The organism is Pseudomonas taiwanensis (genome assembly GCF_013393345.1).
Classification (GTDB): Bacteria; Pseudomonadota; Gammaproteobacteria; order Pseudomonadales; family Pseudomonadaceae; genus Metapseudomonas; species Metapseudomonas resinovorans_C.
In genome coordinates this window covers 160,127-180,900 of record NZ_QJRF01000066.1, presented here as the reverse complement: position 1 = coordinate 180,900, position 20,774 = coordinate 160,127, and the positions used below count along the sequence as shown (strand labels likewise).

The 20,774-nt window shown below is 63.9% G+C and carries 20 protein-coding genes; 8 read left to right on the top strand and 12 right to left on the bottom strand.

The window, feature by feature from the left end; translation table 11 throughout:
- Positions 1-10: 10 nt before the first annotated feature.
- Together DM872_RS18620 and DM872_RS18615 are read left to right on the top strand one after the other, a co-directional pair.
- A complete protein-coding gene (locus tag DM872_RS18620; protein WP_179060869.1) occupies positions 11-1,066 on the top strand; it encodes an ABC transporter ATP-binding protein in 1,056 nt (351 codons plus the stop codon).
- An 82-nt stretch (positions 1,067-1,148) separates the two neighbouring features.
- On the top strand, positions 1,149-1,931 hold the full coding sequence (locus DM872_RS18615; protein WP_179060868.1) for an SDR family oxidoreductase: 783 nt from the start codon (positions 1,149-1,151) through the stop codon (positions 1,929-1,931).
- Positions 1,932-2,051: 120 nt separating this feature from the next.
- Here the strand turns inward: DM872_RS18615 and DM872_RS18610 are convergent, their stop codons facing one another.
- From DM872_RS18610 to DM872_RS18580, 7 genes are all read right to left on the bottom strand, one after another.
- On the bottom strand, positions 2,052-3,665 hold the full coding sequence (locus DM872_RS18610) for an FMN-binding glutamate synthase family protein (RefSeq protein ID WP_179060867.1): 1,614 nt from the start codon (positions 3,663-3,665) through the stop codon (positions 2,052-2,054).
- A gap of 276 nt (positions 3,666-3,941) precedes the next feature.
- A complete protein-coding gene (locus DM872_RS18605) occupies positions 3,942-4,388 on the bottom strand; it encodes a phage infection protein (RefSeq protein ID WP_179060866.1) in 447 nt (148 codons plus the stop codon).
- A gap of 333 nt (positions 4,389-4,721) precedes the next feature.
- Positions 4,722-5,423, bottom strand: a complete 702-nt coding sequence (locus DM872_RS18600) for an ABC transporter ATP-binding protein (RefSeq protein ID WP_179060865.1) — start codon at positions 5,421-5,423, stop codon at positions 4,722-4,724.
- 3 nt (positions 5,424-5,426) lie between these two features.
- Positions 5,427-6,194 carry a high-affinity branched-chain amino acid ABC transporter ATP-binding protein LivG gene (livG, locus tag DM872_RS18595; protein WP_179060864.1) on the bottom strand — a complete coding sequence of 256 codons (768 nt, stop codon included), beginning with the start codon at positions 6,192-6,194 and terminating at the stop codon, positions 5,427-5,429.
- On the bottom strand, positions 6,191-7,447 hold the full coding sequence (locus DM872_RS18590) for a high-affinity branched-chain amino acid ABC transporter permease LivM (RefSeq protein WP_179060863.1): 1,257 nt from the start codon (positions 7,445-7,447) through the stop codon (positions 6,191-6,193). The genes livG and DM872_RS18590 overlap by 4 nt, the downstream gene beginning before the upstream one ends.
- The gene (livH, locus tag DM872_RS18585) at positions 7,444-8,367 is read right to left on the bottom strand and encodes a high-affinity branched-chain amino acid ABC transporter permease LivH (RefSeq protein WP_179060862.1); all 924 of its coding nucleotides are present in this window, start codon (positions 8,365-8,367) and stop codon (positions 7,444-7,446) included. The genes DM872_RS18590 and livH overlap by 4 nt, the downstream gene beginning before the upstream one ends.
- Before the next feature lie 115 nt (positions 8,368-8,482).
- Positions 8,483-9,604 (bottom strand): branched-chain amino acid ABC transporter substrate-binding protein, encoded by a 1,122-nt coding sequence (locus DM872_RS18580; protein ID WP_179060861.1) that lies wholly within the window; start codon positions 9,602-9,604, stop codon positions 8,483-8,485.
- Between the two features lie 305 nt (positions 9,605-9,909).
- Here DM872_RS18580 and DM872_RS18575 point away from each other — a divergent pair, with 305 nt between their 5' ends.
- Both DM872_RS18575 and DM872_RS18570 read left to right on the top strand, forming a co-directional pair.
- The gene (locus tag DM872_RS18575) at positions 9,910-10,227 is read left to right on the top strand and encodes a DUF2288 domain-containing protein (protein WP_179060860.1); all 318 of its coding nucleotides are present in this window, start codon (positions 9,910-9,912) and stop codon (positions 10,225-10,227) included.
- Between the two features lie 146 nt (positions 10,228-10,373).
- Positions 10,374-10,739, top strand: coding sequence for a DUF5064 family protein (locus DM872_RS18570; protein WP_179060859.1), 366 nt, complete (start codon positions 10,374-10,376; stop codon positions 10,737-10,739).
- A 232-nt stretch (positions 10,740-10,971) separates the two neighbouring features.
- On the opposite strand, the gene phnE is transcribed toward DM872_RS18570, so the two are convergent.
- Genes phnE through DM872_RS18550 form a run of 4 tightly spaced genes read right to left on the bottom strand, consistent with a single transcriptional unit; the run spans position 10,972 to position 14,208 of the window.
- Positions 10,972-11,736 (bottom strand): phosphonate ABC transporter, permease protein PhnE, encoded by a 765-nt coding sequence (gene phnE / locus DM872_RS18565; RefSeq protein WP_179060858.1) that lies wholly within the window; start codon positions 11,734-11,736, stop codon positions 10,972-10,974.
- A complete protein-coding gene (locus DM872_RS18560) occupies positions 11,733-12,560 on the bottom strand; it encodes a PhnE/PtxC family ABC transporter permease (RefSeq protein WP_179060857.1) in 828 nt (275 codons plus the stop codon). The genes phnE and DM872_RS18560 overlap by 4 nt, the downstream gene beginning before the upstream one ends.
- Positions 12,554-13,360, bottom strand: coding sequence for a phosphonate ABC transporter ATP-binding protein (locus tag DM872_RS18555; RefSeq protein WP_179060856.1), 807 nt, complete (start codon positions 13,358-13,360; stop codon positions 12,554-12,556). The genes DM872_RS18560 and DM872_RS18555 overlap by 7 nt, the downstream gene beginning before the upstream one ends.
- Positions 13,357-14,208 carry a putative selenate ABC transporter substrate-binding protein gene (locus DM872_RS18550; protein ID WP_179060855.1) on the bottom strand — a complete coding sequence of 284 codons (852 nt, stop codon included), beginning with the start codon at positions 14,206-14,208 and terminating at the stop codon, positions 13,357-13,359. Before DM872_RS18550 ends, DM872_RS18555 begins: the two co-directional genes overlap by 4 nt.
- A gap of 125 nt (positions 14,209-14,333) precedes the next feature.
- On the opposite strand from DM872_RS18550, the gene DM872_RS18545 reads away from it, so the two are divergent.
- The 4 genes from DM872_RS18545 (at position 14,334) to mnmH (ending at position 18,300) form a co-directional block, all read left to right on the top strand.
- Positions 14,334-15,221: an NAD(P)-dependent oxidoreductase gene (locus tag DM872_RS18545; RefSeq protein WP_179060854.1), complete on the top strand. Its 888-nt coding sequence runs from the start codon at positions 14,334-14,336 to the stop codon at positions 15,219-15,221.
- A complete protein-coding gene (locus DM872_RS18540; protein ID WP_179060853.1) occupies positions 15,221-16,006 on the top strand; it encodes a hydroxypyruvate isomerase family protein in 786 nt (261 codons plus the stop codon). Before DM872_RS18545 ends, DM872_RS18540 begins: the two co-directional genes overlap by 1 nt.
- Positions 16,007-16,159: 153 nt before the next feature.
- The gene (gene selD / locus DM872_RS18535; protein ID WP_179060852.1) at positions 16,160-17,194 is read left to right on the top strand and encodes a selenide, water dikinase SelD; all 1,035 of its coding nucleotides are present in this window, start codon (positions 16,160-16,162) and stop codon (positions 17,192-17,194) included.
- Positions 17,194-18,300 carry a tRNA 2-selenouridine(34) synthase MnmH gene (gene mnmH / locus DM872_RS18530; RefSeq protein ID WP_179060851.1) on the top strand — a complete coding sequence of 369 codons (1,107 nt, stop codon included), beginning with the start codon at positions 17,194-17,196 and terminating at the stop codon, positions 18,298-18,300. Before selD ends, mnmH begins: the two co-directional genes overlap by 1 nt.
- A gap of 2 nt (positions 18,301-18,302) precedes the next feature.
- Here mnmH and DM872_RS18525 read toward each other — a convergent pair whose 3' ends face one another.
- Entirely contained in the window at positions 18,303-20,504 is a 2,202-nt protein-coding gene (locus DM872_RS18525) for a putative bifunctional diguanylate cyclase/phosphodiesterase (protein WP_179060850.1), read from the bottom strand.
- Positions 20,505-20,774 lie beyond the last annotated feature (270 nt).

Here is a 20,774-nt window from a genome sequence, read left to right as displayed (position 1 = left end):
GAGGTGAAGCATGTCTGGACTGATTCTGCAAAATGTCGAAAAACGCTATGGCTCCATCTGTGCCGTGACGGACGTCAACCTGCACCTGCCAGAGGGAAAGCTGGTGTGTTTCCTCGGCCCCTCGGGCTGCGGCAAGACCACCCTGCTGCGGATGATCGCCGGCCTCGAGAGCCTGAGCTCCGGGCAGATCCTCCTGGATGGCAAGAACATCGGCTACACCCCGGCGCACGAGCGCAACTTCGGCATGGTGTTCCAGTCGCTGGCGTTGTTCCCGCACATGACGGTCGGCGAAAACATTGCCTACCCGCTGCGCCTGCGCAATGTGCCCAAGGCCGAGCAGCAGGCGCGCGTGGCCGAGCTGCTGCAGATGATCCAGTTGCAGCAGATGGTCGACCGGCCGGTGTCGCGGCTTTCCGGCGGGCAGCGCCAGCGCGTGGCCATTGCCCGCGCCATCGCGTCGCACCCCAAGCTGTTGCTACTGGATGAGCCTTTGTCGGCGCTGGACGCCAAGCTGCGCGAGTCGATGCAAATCGAGATCCGCCAGCTGCAGCAGCGCCTGAATATCACCACCATCATGGTTACCCACGACCAGCGCGAGGCCATGACCATGGCCGACATCGTGGTCGTTCTGGGCGAGCACCGAGTGCAGCAGGTGGGTACGCCGATCGAGATCTACCGCAACCCGGCCAACGAGTTCGTTGCCGACTTCATCGGCACCGGCAACATCTTCCCCGCTACCGCCCTGGGTAGCGGTCGCGTCGGGCTGCCCGGCGGTGCGGCAATCGAGGCACCGATCTGCCCCAGCATCCAGGCTGGCGCACCGATCAAGCTGCTGGTGCGCCCGGAAGACCTGCAACTGTCGGCGCCCCACGCCGGCGGGGCCAACAGCGTGCCGGGTACGGTGACCTTCGTTCGGGACATCGGCGCCACCATCGAGACCACGGTGGAGTGCTCCGGCGTTTCCCTCACCGCGCTGACCACGCCTTGCCAGGACATTGGCCTGGCCGTCGGCAATCCGGTGGCGGTGACCATTCCGGAGCATGCCTGCCGGGTGCTTTCGGCATGAGTGATGACGTGTTGTTTGGCCATTGGCCTCGATCAGCGTCAGGCGCACACTGGCGGGTGAACCTGGAAATGGAGTGCTGATCATGGACCTTCAACTACAAAACCGCAGTGCCCTGGTGTGCGGCGGCAGCTCCGGGTTGGGTTTCGGCGTGGCCGAGGCCCTGGCCAGGGAGGGCGTACGGGTCTGCCTGCTGGCGCGCAACCTGTCCAAGCTTGACCTGGCCGTGGAGCGCATCCGCCGTAATGGTGGCGAGGCGCAGGCGGTTGCGGTGGACCTGAACGACCTGGGCGCCGTGGACATGGCCATCGAGCAGGTGGTCGCGGCCATCGGCGCGCCGGACATTCTGATCGCCAACAACGGTGGGCCGCCGCCGATCAATGCCGTGGAGTTCGATCCGCAACTCTGGCACCGGCAATTGGATGCCATGCTGCTGAGCACCATGGCGCTGGTGAACGCATTCCTCCCCGGCATGCGCCAGCGTCGTTTCGGTCGCATCCTGATGATTTCGTCCACCAGTGTGGTGGAGCCTATTCCCGGTCTGGTGCTGTCCAGTGCCTTGCGCAGCGCCCTGGCCAACTGGGCCAAGACGCTCTCAGCCGAAGTGGCCGCCGACGGTGTGACGGTGAATACCCTGATGCCCGGTTCGTTCTGGACCGAGCGCACCGAAACCTTGTTGCTGCGTGCTGCCGAACGCAGCGGTGCGTCGGTTTCCAGCCTGATGGCCAAGGAGCAGGCGGCGATTCCGGTGGGGCGCTATGGCGCGGCGGAGGAGTTCGGTGCGATGGCGACTTTCCTGGCCAGCCCGCTTGCCAGCTATGTCACCGGGACGCTGATTCCGGTGGATGGCGGTGTTCTGAAAGGTTGAGTCCGAACGGGCAGCCCTTCGGGCTGCTCAGCGAATGAATTCGCCCCCACAAGAGCGGTTCGTGCTGCTTCTGTGGGGGCGATTTCAATCGCTAAGGGCCGCGAAGCGGCCCCTCATTTCTCACCACGCGCATGACGGCTCGAAGCTGTCGGCCCGCGCCATATCCCACATCCGTTCGTAGAAGTCCGCTTCGATCTTTTCCTTGAGCAGGTCGCCCGGCTGCAGGAACACGTGGATTTGCGAGAACAGGCGAATCTCCTTGTCCGAAACGCGCCGCACCAGGTGGCGGGGTTCGAGTTGGTTGGGGTGATCCAGGCCGGCAGCGGCGAGCATTTCGGCCAGCGCTTTCAGCGTATTGCGGTGGAACATCTGCACCCGTTGGGCCTTGTCCGGTACCACCAGCGCGCGTTGGCGCAGCTTGTCCTGGGTGGCGACGCCGGTGGGGCATTTGTTCGTGTGGCAGGACTGCGACTGGATGCAGCCAATGGCGAACATGAAGCCCCGCGCCGAGTTGGCCCAGTCGGCACCGATGGCCAGTACGCTGGCAATGTCGAAGGCGCTGATGATCTTGCCGCTGGCGCCCAGCTTGATCTTGTCCCGCAGATTCAACCCCACCAGGGTGTTGTGCACGAACAGCAGCCCCTCGCGCAGCGGCACGCCGATGTGGTCGGTGAACTCCAGCGGGGCTGCGCCTGTTCCGCCTTCCTTGCCGTCGATCACGATGAAGTCGGGAAGGATGCCGGTTTCCAGCATGGCCTTGGCGATGCCCATGAATTCCCACGGATGGCCGAGGCAGAACTTGAAGCCCACCGGTTTGCCGCCTGACAGCTCTCGCAACTTCGCGATGAACTGCATCATTTCGATGGGGGTGGAGAAGGCGCTGTGTCGCGAAGGGGAGATGCAGTCTTCGCCCATGGGCACGCCTCGGGTGAGGGAGATTTCCTCGGTGACCTTGTGCTTGGGCAGGATGCCGCCGTGGCCGGGCTTGGCGCCCTGGCTGAGCTTGATTTCGATCATCCGCACCTGCGGGCTGCGCGCCTGGGTGGCGAAGCGCTCGGGGTCGAAGTGGCCGTCGCTGGTGCGGCAGCCGAAGTAGCCACTGCCCAGTTCCCAGACGAGGTCGCCGCCGTTTTCGCGGTGGTAGGGGCTGATGCTGCCTTCGCCGGTGTCGTGGTAGAAGTTGCCGAGCTTGGCGCCACGGTTGAGCGCGCGGATGGCGTTGGCACTGAGCGAGCCGAAGCTCATGGCCGAGACGTTGAACACCGAGGCCGAGTACGGCTGGGTGCATTGCGGCCCGCCGACCAGCACGCGGAAACTGGACGGGTCGCTGAGCGGTGCCGGGCGCATGGAGTGGCCGATGAATTCGTAGCCGGCGCGATAGACGTCGATCAGCGTGCCGAAGGGTTTGTCGCCACCTTCGTTCTTGGCTCGTGCATAGACCAGCGAACGCTGGGCGCGGGAGAAGGGGAGGCGGTCGTCGTCGGCTTCCAGCAGGTACTGGCGGATCTCCGGGCGGATGCCCTCGACCAGGTAGCGGATGTTGCCGAGGATCGGGTAGTTGCGCCGCACCGCATGGCGCGATTGCAACAGGTCGAACACACCCAGGGCGCTGAGCACTGCGCCCAGCAGCGTCAGGGGCCATACCCATTCGTGGCCGATGAAGGGCAGGCTGATGAGGGTGAACAGGATGCAGAAGGCGAAGAAGGCGTAGCGGCTCAATAGCGAAAGGCTCATGCGGACTCCTTGTTTGCAGGTACCGGCACAGAGTAGTGCGAATGCGCGGGAATTGCCTTGCCGGGGCTCAAGATCGGGATTTCCGGACAGCCTTGGTGCTGGGCGCTTCTTGTAGGTTGGTCTGAGGAACGAAGCCCAACACAGCAAGGCTGGACTACGCATCGTTGGGCCTCGCTGCGCTCGGACCAACCTGCGGTTTGCAGTTGCGAATGAATTTGCTCCCCAAACAAGAAGCCCGGCATTTGCCGGGCTTCGAGGTTTTGTAGCGAGTTGCGATCAGCTTACGCGTTGGGCTTGCGGCAGGCGGTCGGAACCCCCTTCAGCAACGCGGAAGACATTGGTGCGATCAGAGCCGCTTTCGGCGATGCGGTTAGCGCCAGTGCGGTCGGAGCCGCCTTCAGCGATGCGGTTGGCGCCAGTGCGGTCGGAGCCGCCTTCAGCGATGCGGTTGGCGCCAGTGCGGTCGGAGCCGCCTTCAGCGATGCGGTTGGCGCCAGTGCGGTCGGAGCCGCCTTCAGCGATGCGGTTGGCGCCAGTGCGGTCGGAACCGCCTTCAGCGATGCGGTTGGCACCGGTGCGGTCGGAACCGCCTTCGGCAACGCGATCCAGCACCATGTAGCCTTCAGCAACAACCGGCTCGATGGTCTGGGAGGAGGACGGCAGAGCGAAAACAGAGCTGCTCAGGGTGGCGATGAACAGTGCGGCGATGGCTTGAGTTTTCATGGTCTGGGCTCCTCGAAGGGGGGCTGGAAACTGAGTACGGAGCCAATCTTACGGATGGGTGAATGATTAAAAAGTGATCACGCCCGATAGAGACCATCAACGCCGTTGATGGTTGGTTTAAGCCTTTTATATCAATGGGTTGTGTTGTTTTATCCACTGGTAGGTGGCCAAGTCTCGTAGGGTGGATGTCGCTTTTTACATCCACCGGCGGAGCCCAGGTGAATCACGAAAGGTGGACCGGTTGTGGAAGCAGGCCGTGCCGGTAGCCGCCCTTGGTGCTCGTGGACAAAAGAAAACGGCCCCGAAGGGCCGTTTTTTTGTACAGCGAGGTCGTTAGCCGCCGAGGTAGGCGTCGCGGACCTTGGGGTCGTTGAGTAGGTCGTCGCCGCTGCCTTGCATGACGATGTGCCCGTTTTCCAGCACATAGCCACGGTCGGCCAGCTTGAGCGCCTGGTTGGCGTTCTGTTCCACCAGGAAGATGGTCACGCCGTCCTTACGCAGTTGCTCGATGATGTCGAAGATCTGCTGGATGATGATCGGCGCCAGACCCAGGGAAGGTTCGTCGAGCAGCAGCAGCTTGGGCTTGCTCATCAGCGCGCGGCCGATGGCGAGCATCTGCTGTTCGCCGCCGGACATGGTGCCGGCGCGTTGCTCGAAGCGTTCCTTCAGGCGTGGGAACAGGTGCAGCACCTTGTCCATCTGCTCCTGGAAGTCGCCCTTGGCGGTGAAGAAGCCGCCCATGGCCAGGTTTTCTTCGACGGTCAGGCGGGCGAACACGCGGCGGCCTTCTGGCACGACGGCGATGCTCTTGCGCATGATGTCGCAGGATTCCTGGCCAACGAGTTCTTCGCCTTCATAGCGAATGCTGCCACTGGCGGCACGCGGCGAGCCGCAGAGGGTCATCAGCAGGGTCGACTTGCCGGCGCCGTTGGCACCGATCAGGGTGACGATCTCGCCCTTTTTCACATCCATGCTGACGCCGTGAAGCGCCTGGATCTTGCCGTAGAAGGTGGAAACCTTGTCGAAAGTAAGCATGGTTCAGGCCTCCCCCAGATAGGCTTTGATCACGTCGGGGTTGTTGCGGATCTGCTCCGGCGTGCCGTCGGCCAGGGGGGTGCCCTGGTTGATCACATAGATGTGGTCGGAAATGCTCATCACCAGCTTCATGTCGTGCTCGATCAGCAGCACGGTCACGTTGTGCTCGTTGCGCAGCATCGCGATCAGCGCCTTGAGGTCGTCGGTCTCTTTCGGGTTGAGACCAGCGGCCGGCTCGTCGAGCATGAGGATGCGCGGGCGCGTCATCATGCAGCGGGCGATTTCCAGGCGACGTTGCTGACCGTAGGCCAGGGTGCCAGCCGGGCGGTTGGCGAAATCGGTCAGGTTGACCTTCTCCAGCCAGTGGGCGGCGTAGTCCATGGCCTCGCGTTCGCTCTTGCGGAAGCCCGGAGTCTTCAGCAGGCCGGCGAGGAAGTTGGTATTGAGGTGGCGATGCTGGGCGACCAGCAGGTTCTCCACCGCAGTCATTTCCTTGAACAGGCGAACGTTCTGGAAGGTCCGAACCACGCCCTTGCCAGCGATCTTGTGGCCCGGCAGGGCTTCGATCTGCTCGCCATCCAGGCTAATGCTGCCGGAGGTCGGCTGGTAGAAGCCGGTCAGGCAGTTGAACACAGTGGTCTTGCCGGCGCCGTTCGGGCCGATCATGGAGACGACTTGTTTTTCCTGTACGGTCAGACCCACCCCGTTGACGGCCAACAGGCCGCCGAAGCGCATGGTGAGACCGCTTACTTCGAGAATCGGGCGGCTCATTGTTTCAGCTCCAGGTGGGGACGTTGCATCGGCATCAGACCTTGCGGACGCCAGATCATCATCAGCACCATCAGGGCGCCGAACATGAGCATCCGGTACTCGCTGAACTCACGCATGAGTTCGGGGAGCAGGATCATCACGATGGCTGCGAGGATCACACCCAGCTGGGAGCCCAGGCCACCGAGCACCACGATGGCGAGGATGGTCGCCGACTCGATGAAGGTGAAGGACTCGGGGGTCACCAGGCCCTGGCGCGCGGCGAAGAAGCTGCCGGCAAAGCCCGCGAAGCTGGCACCCAGGGTAAAGGCGGAGAGCTTGATGACGGTGGGGTTCATGCCCAGCGCGCGGCAGGCGATCTCGTCTTCACGCAGCGCTTCCCATGCACGGCCCAGCGGCATGCGCAGCAGGCGGTTGATCACGAACAGGGTCAGCAGCACCAGCAGCAGGGCGATCAGGTAGAGGAAGACCACCTTGTTCACCGAGTTGTAGGCCAAGCCGAAGTACTCGTGGAAGGTTTGCAGGCCTTCTTCGGCGCGGCGCTCGAAAGACAGGCCGAAGAAGGTCGGCTTGTCGATGTTGCTGATGCCGTTCGGGCCGCCGGTGAGGCCGGTGAGGTTACGCAGCAGGATGCGGATGATCTCGCCGAAGCCCAGGGTCACGATGGCCAGGTAGTCACCGCGCAGGCGCAGCACCGGGAAGCCGAGGATGAAGCCGAAGAAAGCCGCCATCAGGCCGGCAATCGGCAGGCACACCCAGAAGCCCAGGCCGTAGTAGTGCGAGAGCAGCGCGTAGCTGTAGGCGCCGACGGCGTAGAAGCCGACATAGCCAAGGTCCAGCAGGCCTGCCAGGCCGACCACGATGTTCAGGCCAAGGCCGAGCATCACGTAGATCAGGATCAGCGTGGCGATGTCGACCGCCCCGCGCGAGCCGAAGAACGGCCAGACCAGGGCCAGGACGATCAGGCCGAGGATGAACCAGCGCTGGGTCGAGGGCAGGGTCAGGAAGTTGCTGGTCTTCTTCGACATGCCCGGCAGCTTGGGCGCAGCAGCCCAGGCGCCCTGGACTTTTTCACGCATCAGTTGCCAGAAGAACATGGCCACGGCGCACGCCGCGATCGCCAGCAGGGTCGGGGTATTGGCGCCGGTGACCACCAGGCCCACGCCGACGACGCTGAGTTTCAGGCCGAGGACCGGGTAGGCGACGGCCAGCACCAGGAGGGCGCTGAAGAACGCCGTTTTGAGTCGAGTGCTCATACCTTCTCCACCTCCGGACGGCCAAGGATGCCGGTCGGCCGGAACAACAGGACCAGAACCAGCAGGCTGAAGGCCACGACGTCCTTGTACTGGTCGCCGAAGATGTCGGCGCCGAAGGCTTCGGCTACACCCAGCACCAGGCCACCGAGCATGGCGCCCGGAATGCTACCGATGCCACCGAGCACAGCTGCGGTGAAGGCCTTGATACCGGCGAGGAAGCCGATGTGCGGGTTGATCACGCCGTACTGCATGCCCAGCAGCACCGCGGCCACGGCGGCCAGGGTGGCGCCGATGACGAAGGTCAGGGCGATGATGTTGTTGGTGTTGATGCCCAGCAGGTTGGCCATGCGGATGTCTTCCGCGCAGGCGCGGCAGGCACGGCCGAGGCGCGAGCGGGAGATGAACATCGTGAGGCCGTACATGACCAGGAAGGTGACGACGAAGATCAGGATCTGCATGTAGGAGATCACCACGCCATTCATGGTGCTCTCGCCAAACACGAAGTTGCCCGGAATCAGGTTGGGAATCGCCTTGTCCTTGGAGTCCTGAGTCAGCAGTACTTCGTTCTGGAGGAAGATCGACATGCCGATCGCGGAGATCAGCGGGATCAGGCGGTTGCTGCCGCGAAGGGGACGGTAGGCGACCCGTTCGATGCTGTAACCGTAAGCGCTTGCAACGATGATGCTCGCGGCGAAGGCCGCGACGATGATGATCGGAAGGCTTTCCAGACCGAGCATGGTGAGCCCGGCAATCACGATGAAGGCTACGTACGAGCCAATCATGTAGACCTCGCCATGGGCGAAGTTGATCATGCCGATGATGCCGTAGACCATGGTGTAGCCGATGGCGATCAGGGCATAGGTGCTGCCAACGGTGAGCCCGTTAACCAGCTGTTGCAGATAGTGGTAGAGATCAGGCATTCCCTAACTCCTCGGGCATCACGAAAAGCGGCGCTTGTGGCGCAGCGGAGCCCGTAAAACACGGATAAACAAAGCCCACTGCCTAAGCAGTGGGCTTTGCGTTCAGGCGGGAAGCTTATTTAGCTTCGGTTTTGGTGCCGTCCTTGTGCCACTCGTACACCACGAAGCTGAAGTCCTTCAGATCGCCCTTCTCATCGAAGGCCAGGTTGCCGGTCGGGGTAGCGAAGGAGTTGGCGCGCAGGGCGGCAGCTACCTTGGCGGTATCGTCTTCGCCGGCTTTCTTGATGCCTTCGGCGATGACTTGTACAGCGGCGTAGGCCGGGAACACGAACGGACCGCTCGGGTCTTCGTTCTTGGCCTTGAAAGCATCTACCAGGGCCTGGTTCTTCGGATCCTGGTCGAAGGACTTCGGCAGGGTTACCAGCAGACCTTCGGAAGCCGGGCCAGCGATGGCGGAGAGCTCTTTGTTGCCCACGCCTTCCGGACCCATGAAGCGTACTTTCAGGCCTTTTTCAGCCGACTGGCGCAGCAGCAGGCCGAGTTCCGGGTGGTAGCCGCCGTAGTAGACGAAGTCCACACCGGCTTGCTTCAGCTTGGAAACGATGGTGGAGAAGTCCTTGTCGCCGGCGTTGATGCCTTCGAACAGGGCGACTTTCACGCCTTTGCTTTCCAGGGTCTGCTTGACGGCAGTGGCGATGCCTTCGCCGTACTGTTGCTTGTCGTGGATTACGGCAACGGTCTTCGGCTTGATGTGGTCGGCAATGAAGTTGCCGGCGGTCGGGCCCTGCAGGCTGTCCAGGCCGATGGTGCGGAACACCAGCTGGTAGCCACGGGAGGTGATGTCCGGGCTGGTGGAGGCCGCGGTGATCATCAGGATGCCTTCGTCTTCGTAGATGTCGGACGCGGGCTGGGTGGAGCTGGAGCAGAGGTGGCCAACTACGTAGTGGATACCGTCGTTGACGATCTTGTTGGCTACGGCAACAGCCTGTTTCGGATCGCAAGCGTCGTCATAGACCACGCCTTCGAGCTGAGCGCCGTTCACCCCGCCGGCCTTGTTGATCTGCTCGATCGCCATCTTGGCGCCGATGAACTGCATCTCGCCGTACTGGGCAACCGCACCGGTCACCGGGCCAGCCAGGGCGATCTTGATGGTGTCAGCTGCTACGGAGTAGCTGGCGACACCGGCGAGAGCCATGGCGGCGAACAGTTTGGAAATCTGCTTGGTAGCCTTATTCATAGTGCTCCACTCTTGTGTTTTTCGTTGTTGTTGTCCTGTTTGCCGAAGCTACGGGACAAGGTATTGCACCCCGCCGACACGCCCCGACAACTGTACCGGAACAGTGTAGATTGCTGATTTACGGCTTGAAAAGTCGGGTATTGATGGCGGAATGATCTTGTGTCGCTTAATTGAAACAAACGTATAGAAATACGGCGTGTCTTGTGCATGGTTGGCATCGTCAAGCAGGGCTTGTCTGAAAGTTGACCGGCGCTATCATTGCGCGCCCCCAAATCCTTTCGTTACCAACCAACTCAATACAAGCCATGAACGATAACGCTAGCACCCTCTATGCCAAGCTGCTCGGCGAAACCGCCGCCATCACCTGGGAGGAGCTGCAGCCCTTCTTCGCCCGGGGCGCCCTGCTCTGGGTGGACGGTGCCGCGGACCTGGTCGGCGTTGCACTGGCCGTAGCCGAAGACGACAAGGCACAGGTCGCGGCACTTCTGGCAGCCGGCAAACTCAGCAAGGTGGAGGAGTCGCGCGCCCAGGATCTGCTGGCTCGCGATCCGAAGCTCTGGGCCGTGGTGGTAGCGCCCTGGGTCCTGATCCAGGAGCGGGACGAGGCGCCGAGCGTTCACTGAGCCGGCGTCTGATGGATACCAGGGAAGGCGTCCAGGAGTGCGCCGCCCGCTTGATCGTGCACCGGTCAGGGGCGGCCAGCGAAACTGGTGGAGCGGGCTAGACTCAATCCACCTTCTTCTCTTTGATAACCACAGGGAGCGTAACCATGTTCGAACCAGGCCATGTACATCGGGCCAGCGTGCCCGGTTTTCCGGGGCAGCAGTTCTCCATCGACCTCTACTACGAAGCGCGTCCGAATGCGAAGGAAGGCACCATGCTGCACTTCCGCATGGTGGGCGAAATCGAGGGCAAGCCATTCTCCGAAGAGTTCGAGATGCATCGCGATACCGCGTTCAACTTCGCCAGCATCGTTTCCAAGGTGGCGGTGAAGAACGGGCTGCACCCGAACACCACGCTGATCATGCGTAACCACAAGGAATACGATTTGATCTTCGAAGACATCCGCCGCGTGTTGGGCGCCGAGCCCGGTGAGACGGTGAATCTCGACCATCTCGAGAAAGACGGTTTCTGACCGATTAGTCCGTAGGATGGGGCGGGCGGCGTTCCGCGAGCGGAGCGATACTCATGCGGACAAGGCTGATGGGTATCGCAAGCTCCACCCATCCTACGTCGCTATTCAGCTTGGGCTTTTCTTGTGGGGGCGAATTCATTCGCGAAGGGCAGCAACGCTGCCCCTCATGGAGTCCAAGGGGCAGCCCCTCGGTCTGCCAAGCGATTGAAATCGCCCCCACAGCTTTGCGCGCCTACGCGCTCACCCAGCGCTGGCGCATCCAGCCGCTCAGGGCATCCACCGCCAATACCAGGATCAGCATCGCCAGGATCACGCTGGCCGCCTGGGCTTCCTGGAACAGTGACAGGCTCACGTAGAGCATCTGCCCCAGGCCTCCGGCGCCGACGAAGCCGAGCACGCTGGCCATGCGGATGTTGTTCTCCCAGCGATAGAGCATGTAGGCCACCAGTTGCGGCCAGACCCCCGGCAGCGTGCCGTAGCAGAAGGCGGCGACGCGGCCACCGCCATTCAGGCGGATGGCTTCGGCGGGTTCGGGCGGAGTGTTTTCCAGGGCTTCGGCGAACAGGCGTCCCAGCACCCCGGCAGTATGCAGGGCCAGGGCCAGGGTGCCGGCGTTGGGACCCAGTCCGGCGGCCAGCACCATCAGCGCCGCCCAGACCAGTTCCGGCACCGCACGCAGTGCGTTGAGCAGCAGGCGCGCGGCACCTTGGGCCAGGCTGCCGAAGCGCCCGGCGGCCGGCAGAGCGATGAGCAGGCCCAGCAGCGCTGCCAGCAGCGTGCCGAGTGCCGACATGGCGAGGGTTTCCAGGGCACCCCAGCCGATGGCCTTGAGGTGCGCTTCGGAGAAATCCGGGCTCAGGAAGCGCATCGCGTAGCTGCCCATCTGCTCGAGGGCGTCGCCGCTGACGAGGGCGCCAAGGTCGATGCCCAGCCAGACGAAGGACGCGATTGCCGCCGCCAGCAGGGCGAGGATTACCAGGATATTGCCCGTCCTCACGCGAACCTCCCGCGCAGGAAGCGGCTGAGCTGGTCGGCCAGCAGCACCAGGACGAGGAAGGTCAGCAGCATGCTGGCGACTTCACCGCCGGCGAACATGCGCATCGACAGATCCATCTGCTGGCCCAGGCCACCGGCGCCGACGAAGCCCATCACCACTGAGGCGCGCACTGCGCATTCCCAGCGGTAGACGGTGTAGGAAATCACCTCCGCCGCTGCGTTGGGCAGCACGCCATAGGCGAATGCGGCCAAGCGAGGGCTGCCTGCGGCAAGCAGCGCGCGACCGGGGCGCGGGTCGACGGACTCGAAGATTTCCGCGTAGACCTTACCGAGCATGCCGCTGTAGGTGATGGCGATGGCCAGGACGCCGGCGGTGGGGCCGAGGCCCACGGCCCGGACGAACAGCAGTGCCCAGACGATTTCCGGCACGCTGCGCAGGAAGATCAGCAGCCCGCGCACCGGCCAGCGCAGTGCTTGCGCCCACCAGGCCGGACGTCCGCCATGGTGAAGGGCTGACAGCGACAGCGCACGACTGGCCCAGAGCGAGGCGGGCAGGGCGATCAGCAGCGCCAGGCTCATTCCGGCGGTGGCGATTGCCAGGGTTTCCAGCGTGGCGCGACCCAATAGCTGAAGGAATTCCTCGCCGTGTTCGGGTGGCCAGAAGGCGGACAGGAACTGTCCCATGGTGCGGGCGTTACCCTCATCCAGCAGCACGACCGGGTTCAGCTCGCTCAGTTCGAATCCGGGCCAGAGCAGCGCCACGGCCAGCAGGGTGAGCAGCAGCCGAGGCAGCGCCGCGGGGTCGCGGGGGGCGGTTTTCAGCATCGCGGAATGTGCAGCGTGGGCGCCGCCACGAGCGGCGAGGAGGGCGCATCGCCGCGCAGTTGCTCGTTGGCGTAGAGGGCATCCAGGTCAGCCTGGCTGACGGCTTCTCGCGGGAGATCGAACGCGACGCGACCGTCGCGGATGCCGACGATGCGCGGGAAATGTTCCAGCGCCAGCTCGACGGCGTGCAGGCTCGCCAGCAGCGTGACACCACGGCGGCTGGCATCGGCGCAGAGTACGCCGAGGGTGTGGTCGGCCAACACCGGGTCCATCGCGGAAACCGGCTCGTCGGCGAGGATCAGGTCAGGCGCCTGGTAGAGCACACGGGCGATGCCCACGCGTTGCAATTGACCGCCGGAGAGTTGGTCGCAGCGTTCGAAGAGCTTGTCGGCCAGGTCCAGCCGGGCCAGGGCGGCTTGGGCGCCGGCGCTGTCCAGGGGGTGCAGCAGACTGAGCAATCCCTTGGACAGGGACCATTGGCCGAGTTTGCCGGCCAGCACCGCGGTGACCACCCGCTGGCGCGGCGGTAAGGGGGGCGACTGATGCACCAGGCCGATCCGTGCCCGCAGGCGCTGGCGCTCGCGCGCTGAGAGCGACCAGGGCGTTGTGCCGAGCAATTGGAGTTGCCCGGCGGCGGGTACGAGGTTGGTAGCGAGCAAGCGCAGCAGGCTGGTCTTGCCGGCGCCGGACGGGCCGATGATGGCGACCCGCTCGCCGTTGCCAATGGTGAGATCGATACCCAGAAGCGCAGGTTGGCCATTGGCGTGGACCAGGTCCACGCCGTACAGCGAAAGACTCACTTCAACAGGCCGGCCGAGCGGGCAGCTTCCTCGATGCCCGCGTAGTTCTCGGGCTTGGTCGGAATGAAGCGGCTGGCGGCCTGCAGGTCGAGGATCGCCTTGTGCTCCGGGTTGGCCGGGTCAAGTGCGAGGAAGGCCTGCTTGATCTTCTCGGCCAGGGCCGGGTCCAGGGTCCCGCGAACGGTCCAGTTGTAGTCGTAGTAGGTCGGGGTGGTGGCGAAGACCTTCACCTTGTTGGTGTCGACCTTGCCGGCGTCCACCAGCTTCTGCCAGACGCTGGCATTGAGCACGCCGCCATCCACCTTGCCCGCCTGGACCCAGGCCACGGTGGCGTCATGGGCGCCGGAATAGGCGACGCGGGAGAAGTACTGCTCGGGCACGATGCCGTCCTTCTGCATGAAGTAGCGCGGCATCAGGCTGCCGGAGGTGGAGGACACCGAGCCGAAGGCGAAGGTCTTGCCCTTGAGGTCCTGCAGGGATTTCACCGCCGGGTCGGCGCTGATGAACTTGCTGGTGAACTTCTCGTCCTGCTCGCGCTGTACCAGGGGGATGGCATTGCCAGTCTTCAGGCGGGTCTGGACGAAGGTGAAGCCGCCGAGCCACGCCATGTCCAAACGGTCCGCCGCCAGGGATTCGACCACGGCGGCGTAGTCGGCCACGGGAACGAACTCCACTTTCATGCCCAGCTGCTTCTCGAGGTAAGCACCGAGCGGCTTGAACTTGCGCAGCAGTTCGGTGGGGGCTTCGTCGGGAATGGCCGAAACCCTGAGGACTTCGGCGGCCTGGGAAACAACAGCGGAAACGGACAGTGCGATGCCGGCCACGAGGGCGAGAGAGCGTTTGAGCATGGGATTCTCCGGTTCAATAGCGGAAAAGGCAGGCGGATTATAGTGAGCGCCCGGAGGCTTGGAAGCTTCACGTTGCTGACCATGTGTTTAAGATGTGCGTTTCGCCAACTGCCTGGAGCTCCGGCATGACCGATTCGCTGCCTTCCATTGCCTTCGCTGGCATCGGCCTGATGGGCCTGCCCATGACCCGTCGCCTGCTGGCCGCCGGTTACCCGCTGACCGTATGGAACCGCTCACCGGAGAAGTGCGCGCCCCTGGTGGAGTTGGGCGCGCGCCGCGTGAAGACCCCGGTCGAGCTGTGCGCCGAGGCGGATATCGTGATGCTCTGCCTAGCCGACACGCGCGTCGTGCGCAAGGTGGTGTTCGGTGAGGGCGGCATTGCCGAAGGCGCCAAGCCGGGACAGGTGCTGGTGGACTTTTCCAGCCTCGAACCCGCCGCCACCCGTGAGATGGCCGCCGAACTGGAAGCCAGTACCGGCATGCGCTGGATGGATGCACCGGTCTCCGGCGGCACGTCCGGTGCCGAGGCCGGCACCCTGGCGATCATGGCCGGTGGTCATGAGGACGATGTGGAACGTGTGCGGCCCATCCTCGGGCACCTGGGGCAGCGCCTGACCCGCATGGGTTCGGTGGGGGCCGGCCAGGTGACCAAGGTCTGCAACCAGATGATCGTGGCGTGCAATGCGCTGGTGATCGCCGAAGTGATCGCCCTGGCGGAAAAGGCCGGCGTGGATGCCAGCCTGATCGCCCCGGCGCTGGCGGGTGGCTTCGCAGATTCCAAGCCGCTGCAGATTCTCGCGCCGCAAATGGCCGCCAGCCATTTCGAGCCCATCAAATGGCATGTGCGCACGCTGTTGAAGGATCTGGATACCGCCGTCCGCCTGTCCCGTGAACACGACTCGGCAACACCGCTCAGCGGCCTGGCGGCGCAACTGATGCGCTTGCACGGCAGTCAGGGCAATCTGGAACGTGATCCGGCTACGCTGGTGGAAATGTATCGGGAGAATGATTGATGAGAATCGCCGCCAACCTGTCCCTGCTGTTCACCGACCGCCCATTGATCGAGCGCGTCATTGCCGCCCGTGTCTGTGGATTCGACGGCGTCGAGGTGCAGTTCCCCTACGAGTTGCCGGCGATCCGCATGAAGGAAGTGCTGGAAGCCGCCGGCCTGCCGCTGATCCTCTTCAACCTGCCGGCTGGCGACCTGATGGAGGGTGGCCCCGGCTTGGCCGCCGTGCCGGAGCGCCAGGAGCAGTTCGACGATGCCCTGGCCCAGGCGCTGAGCTACGCCGCCATGACCCGTCCGCGCTTCGTCAACGTGCTGGCTGGCCGTCAGGCCGAGGGCGTCAGCCGTGATCGCGCCCTGGCCTGCCTTGCCGCCAACCTGCGCAAGACCGCCGAAGCCTTCGCTGTGCTGCATATCGGCGTGGTCTGTGAGGCGATCAACCCGCTGGATATGCCCGGCTTCCTGATCAATACGCCGGAGCAACTGGACCTGTTGCTGCGCGATGTCGACCACCCCAATCTCTCGGCCCAGTACGACCTCTACCACATGGCTCGACAGGGCGTGGATGCGGCGGCGGGCATCCGCCTGCTGGCGGGCCGGATCGGCCACGTGCAATTCGCCGATTGCCCCGGTCGCGGTGAGCCAGGCACGGGCAAAACCGACTTCGGCCCGGCCCTGCGCGCCTTGCAGGATGACGATTACCCCGGCTGGCTGGGCGCCGAGTACAAGCCCTCGGGCGTCACGGCAGACACCCTTGGCTGGCTGCCGGATTGGAAGGCCAGGTTGGCCTGACATTCCTATGCGCAAAACAATTGTGGGGGCGAATTCATTCGCTGAGCGGACCGAAAGGTCCGGCAACAGATTCCGATGGTGGACGCTGCGCGCCCATTAGCGAATGAATTCGCCCCCACAGGGAACCGATTGAACCGTTTCAGAGAGAACACCATGACCGACCCCATCCGCCTCACGCAGTACAGCCATGGCGCTGGCTGCGGCTGCAAGATTTCCCCCAAGGTGCTGGAAGTGATCCTCGCCGGCAGCGGCGCGCAGAACCTCGACCCGAAGCTCTGGGTAGGCAATGCCTCCAGGGACGATGCGGCGGTCTATGCGCTGGACGACGAGCGTGGCGTGGTGTCCACCACCGACTTCTTCATGCCGATCGTGGATGACCCCTTCGACTTCGGCCGTATCGCTGCCACCAATGCCATCAGCGATATCTACGCCATGGGCGGCGACCCGTTGATGGCCATCGCCATCCTCGGCTGGCCGGTGAACGTGCTGCCGCCGGAAGTGGCCCGCGAAGTGATTCGGGGTGGCCGTTCGGTGTGCGACGAGGCGGGCATTCCACTGGCCGGCGGACACTCCATCGATGCCCCCGAGCCGATCTTCGGCCTGGCCGTCACCGGCGTGGTGGACAAGCGCAACATGAAGCGCAACGACACCGCCACCGCAGGCTGCAAGCTTTACCTGACCAAGCCCCTGGGCATCGGCATCCTCACCACTGCGGAGAAGAAGGGCAGGCTGCGGGAGGCCGACGTGGGCCTGGCCCGCGACTGGATGTGCACGCTGAACAAGCCCGGCAGCCGCTTCGGCAAGCTCGCCGGGGTCAAGGCGATGACCGATGTCACCGGCTTCGGCCTGCTTGGCCACCTGGTGGAAATGGCCGACGGCAGCGGCCTGACTGCCCGTATCGACTACGCCAAGGTGCCCAGCCTGCCAGGCGTGGAGTACTACCTGGAACAGGGCTGCGTACCCGGCGGCACCCTGCGCAACTTCGATAGCTATGGCGACCGCCTGGCGCCCCTTGCCGAAGTGCAGAAGCTGCTGCTCTGCGACCCGCAGACCAGTGGTGGCCTGCTGGTCGCGGTGGCGCCCGAAGGCGAGGCCGAGTTCCTGGCCGTGGCCGAAGAGCTTGGGCTTCAACTGGCGCCCATCGGCCAACTGCACGAGCGACAGAGTCTCGCGGTCGAGGTTTTCTGATGCGCCCGGATAGCTCGAACTACCGCGAAATCTTCCTCAATGACTTGCCGATGATGGACGCCCGCGCGCCCGTGGAATTCTCCAAGGGCGCCTTTCCCCATACGGTCAACCTGCCACTGATGACCGACATCGAGCGGCAGAAGGTGGGGACCTGCTACAAGCAACACGGCCAGCAGGCAGCCATCGCGCTGGGCCATCAATTGGTCAGTGGCGCCACCAAGGCGGAGCGTCTCGAGGGATGGGCCGCCTTCGCCCGCGCCAATCCCCAGGGCTACCTCTACTGCTTCCGTGGCGGCCTGCGTTCGCAGCTGGTGCAGGAGTGGCTGAAGACCGAGGCCGGCATCGAGTATCCGCGCGTGAAGGGCGGCTACAAGGCGATGCGGACTTTCCTGCTGGAGACCACCCAGGACGCGGTAACCCAGTGCGATTTCGTACTGGTCGGAGGCCTCACCGGCACCGGAAAGACCGACGTAATCGCCCGACTCTCGAACAGCCTGGACCTGGAGGGCCACGCCAACCATCGGGGTTCGAGCTTCGGCAAGCGCGCCACCCCGCAACCGGCGCAGATCGATTTCGAGAATGCGCTGGCCATCGACATCCTCAAGAAGCGTGCTGCGGGCCACGAGCAGTTCGTGCTGGAAGACGAGGGGCGCATCGTCGGCAGCTGTTCAGTGCCACTGGAGCTGTACCAGGGCATGCAGGCGTATCCGCTGGTCTGGCTCGACGACAGTTTCGAGGATCGGGTAGAGCGCATTCTGCGGGACTACGTGGTGAACCTGTGCGCCGAGTTCATCGCCGCCCATGGTGAGGAACAGGGGTTCACCCGTTTTGCCGAGCGCATGCGCCAGAGCCTGGGCAACATCGTCAAGCGCCTGGGCGGCGAGCGCCACCAGCGCATGGCGGACTTGATGGATCAGGCGCTGGTCGAACAGCAGTCCACCGGTAATGTGGAGCTGCATCGGGGCTGGATCGAGGGCTTGTTGCGCGAGTACTACGACCCGATGTACGCCTTCCAGCGCGAGAGCAAGGCGTCTCGCATCGAGTTCGCCGGCGAGCAGGCGGCAGTACTCGAATACCTTCGGCAGCGCCAACCGGCGCGGCGCTGACTTCACGCCGGATTGGAGTCCTTGGGTCGCAGCGGCAATACGTTACTGCTGGTCAGTCCGTGGGAACGGCGGAGGAAGTCTTCGATGGCCTCCAGCGACTGCGGACGACTGAGCAGGTAGCCCTGGACGTAGTCGCAGCCATGGCCACGGAGGAATTCCAGCTGTTCGCGGGTCTCCACCCCTTCCGCCACCACGTGCAGATGCAGCGTATGGGCCATGCCGATGATGGCCTGGACGATCTCCATGTCGGCACGGCTGCCGGGGATGTCCATGACGAAGGAACGGTCGATCTTGAGCGTATCCAGGGGCAGGCGCTTCAGGTACGCGAGCGATGAATAGCCGGTGCCGAAGTCATCGATGGAAATGCTCACGCCCAGGCCGCGAATGCGCTCCAGCAGGTGCAGCGCCTGGTTGACGCTGCACATCAGGGCGTTCTCGGTGACTTCCAGCTCCAGGCGTTGCGGCCGTATCCCGCTTTCCTCCAGGGCACGTTGCACCTCGTCCGCCAGTTCATGGCGGCTGAGGTTGAGCGCCGAACAGTTCACCGCCATCCGCAAATCATGGAAGCCCTTGGCGGCCAGGCTGGCCAGGTCACGGCAGGCACGGCGCAGCACCCAGCCATCCAGTTCGGCGATGAAACCATTGGCTTCGGCTACACCAATGAAGCGGTCGGGGGGGAGCAGGCCGAGTTGAGGATGCTGCCAGCGGACCAGGGCTTCCAGTTTGGTCACCTGGCCGCTGTTGAGGTCGAGGATCGGCTGGTAGTTGAGGAACAGGCCCTGGTCCCTGGCCAGTGCCAGGTGCAACTCCTCCTCCAGTTGCAGCTCGAAGGTCGCCTTGTGCTTCAGGTGATGGCTGAAGAAGTGGAGGTTGTTGCGGCCGCTGCTCTTGGCCTGGTAAAGCGCGAGGTCGGCGTGTTTGAGCAATTCCTCGCAGGTTTCGCCATCGTCCGGGAAGAGGCTGATGCCGATGCTGGTGGTCATGGTGACGTTGCGCCCGGCAAGGCTGATGGGCTCTTTCATGCGTTGCATGATGCGCTCGGACAGGGCCTTGGCTTCGGTCAGGCTACCGAGGCTGGCCAGCACGCAGAACTCATCACCGCCCAGGCGCGCGATGACATCCTCTCGGCGCAGCACGCTGCGTACCCGCTCGGCCACGACCTTGAGCAGCTCATCCCCAGCATCGTGCCCGAGGCTGTCGTTGACGCGCTTGAAATGGTCCACGTCCAGGAACATCACGGCCAGGGGTTGCTTGAACTCGGCGTGCTGTTGAAGTTTTTCGACGAAGAACTCGTTGAAGGCGCGGCGGTTGGGCAGGTTGGTGAGGGCGTCGTAATGGGCGACGTTCTGCAGTTTGACCTTCACCTGTTCCAGTTCATGCAGCAGGTTGCTGACATGCTGCAGGTCGCGCTCCTTGCGTTGCAGCTTCTTGTCGGCCCAGGCCACGCACAGCGCGAACAGCAACACCATCCCGGCGATCACCGCGAGGCTGAGACCGAGCTGTACGGCGTTGTCGGCTCGCTTGAGGTGAAGTTCGGTCCCCGCGGGAACCGCCAGTTGCAAGGCCAGCATGCCGGTGAAGTGCATGCTGCAGATGGCGCCGCCCATGGCCAGGCTGGCCGGGATCTTCAGCAACTGGTGGCCCTCGCTGCGCTCGCGGAAGAATGCGGAAAGCAGCATGGCAGCCAGGCTGGCGGCGACGGCGACTCCGACCGATACGGCGACCATGACGGGGTGGTAGTACTGGGTCGCCACCGAGCGGATCGCGGCCATGCCGCTGTAGTGCATGAGCGTAATGCCAAGGCCGATGGCCAAGGCCGCTGCCAGGTAGTGGCGGGGTTCGACGTTGGGCCGGCCGAGGGTGTACATGCCCACCAGCGACGCGGAAACCACCATGACCAGGGAGAGCGTGGTGGTGGGAATGTCGTAGTCGATGGTGATAGGCGCTTCGAACGCCAGCATGGCGATGAAGTGCATCGCCCAGATGCCGCCCCCCAGGCACCAGGCTCCCAGCCAGCACCAGCGTCGTCGGGTTTCCGGTTGCTGCGCATGGGCTACGCGTTCGGCCATGTCGAACGCGCAGTAACCGGCGCCTGAGGCGACCAGGAAGGCCAGCAGCACCAGCCAGCTGTTATGGGTACAGGCCAGCAGGATCTGGCCGTCCGCAGGAAGTTCGGTACCGAAGCGCAGACCCAGCCAGTCCATAGAAGGAATCCTATGCAGACTATTGAATATCGAGGGGAGGGAGTGCTTGGTGGCACCGTGCCTTCAGTATAGTCAGCGCGCAGCTGCTTCCTGAGACGGACGTACCTGTACGCCGAACGGTCGTCCGCGGCGGATGGCCGGCCGGCGCGTCAATTCGCCCCCGGCAGCATCGGGTTACATAAATCACACGAATTTTCGCAGACAGTGGCTGGCCGCACGCTCTAGATTGCCGGATAGACCCCGGCTAGCGGTTGTCCGGGCGCACAACAA

Bases quoted from the DNA above. Each gene is read 5' to 3' on its own strand.
- DM872_RS18525 (WP_179060850.1), bottom strand. From the start codon at position 20,504: ATGGACTGGCTGGGTCTGCGCTTCGGTACCGAACTTCCTGCGGACGGC.
- DM872_RS18550 (WP_179060855.1), bottom strand. From the start codon at position 14,208: ATGCTCAAACGCTCTCTCGCCCTCGTGGCCGGCATCGCACTGTCCGTT.
- DM872_RS18615 (WP_179060868.1), top strand. From the start codon at position 1,149: ATGGACCTTCAACTACAAAACCGCAGTGCCCTGGTGTGCGGCGGCAGC.
- DM872_RS18560 (WP_179060857.1), bottom strand. From the start codon at position 12,560: ATGCTGAAAACCGCCCCCCGCGACCCCGCGGCGCTGCCTCGGCTGCTG.
- DM872_RS18620 (WP_179060869.1), top strand. From the start codon at position 11: ATGTCTGGACTGATTCTGCAAAATGTCGAAAAACGCTATGGCTCCATC.
- DM872_RS18600 (WP_179060865.1), bottom strand. From the start codon at position 5,423: ATGCTTACTTTCGACAAGGTTTCCACCTTCTACGGCAAGATCCAGGCG.
- mnmH (WP_179060851.1), top strand. From the start codon at position 17,194: ATGCGCCCGGATAGCTCGAACTACCGCGAAATCTTCCTCAATGACTTG.
- livG (WP_179060864.1), bottom strand. From the start codon at position 6,194: ATGAGCCGCCCGATTCTCGAAGTAAGCGGTCTCACCATGCGCTTCGGC.
- DM872_RS18540 (WP_179060853.1), top strand. From the start codon at position 15,221: ATGAGAATCGCCGCCAACCTGTCCCTGCTGTTCACCGACCGCCCATTG.
- DM872_RS18545 (WP_179060854.1), top strand. From the start codon at position 14,334: ATGACCGATTCGCTGCCTTCCATTGCCTTCGCTGGCATCGGCCTGATG.
- DM872_RS18610 (WP_179060867.1), bottom strand. From the start codon at position 3,665: ATGAGCCTTTCGCTATTGAGCCGCTACGCCTTCTTCGCCTTCTGCATC.
- DM872_RS18590 (WP_179060863.1), bottom strand. From the start codon at position 7,447: ATGAGCACTCGACTCAAAACGGCGTTCTTCAGCGCCCTCCTGGTGCTG.
- selD (WP_179060852.1), top strand. From the start codon at position 16,160: ATGACCGACCCCATCCGCCTCACGCAGTACAGCCATGGCGCTGGCTGC.
- livH (WP_179060862.1), bottom strand. From the start codon at position 8,367: ATGCCTGATCTCTACCACTATCTGCAACAGCTGGTTAACGGGCTCACC.
- DM872_RS18580 (WP_179060861.1), bottom strand. From the start codon at position 9,604: ATGAATAAGGCTACCAAGCAGATTTCCAAACTGTTCGCCGCCATGGCT.
- DM872_RS18575 (WP_179060860.1), top strand. From the start codon at position 9,910: ATGAACGATAACGCTAGCACCCTCTATGCCAAGCTGCTCGGCGAAACC.
- DM872_RS18605 (WP_179060866.1), bottom strand. From the start codon at position 4,388: ATGAAAACTCAAGCCATCGCCGCACTGTTCATCGCCACCCTGAGCAGC.
- DM872_RS18570 (WP_179060859.1), top strand. From the start codon at position 10,374: ATGTTCGAACCAGGCCATGTACATCGGGCCAGCGTGCCCGGTTTTCCG.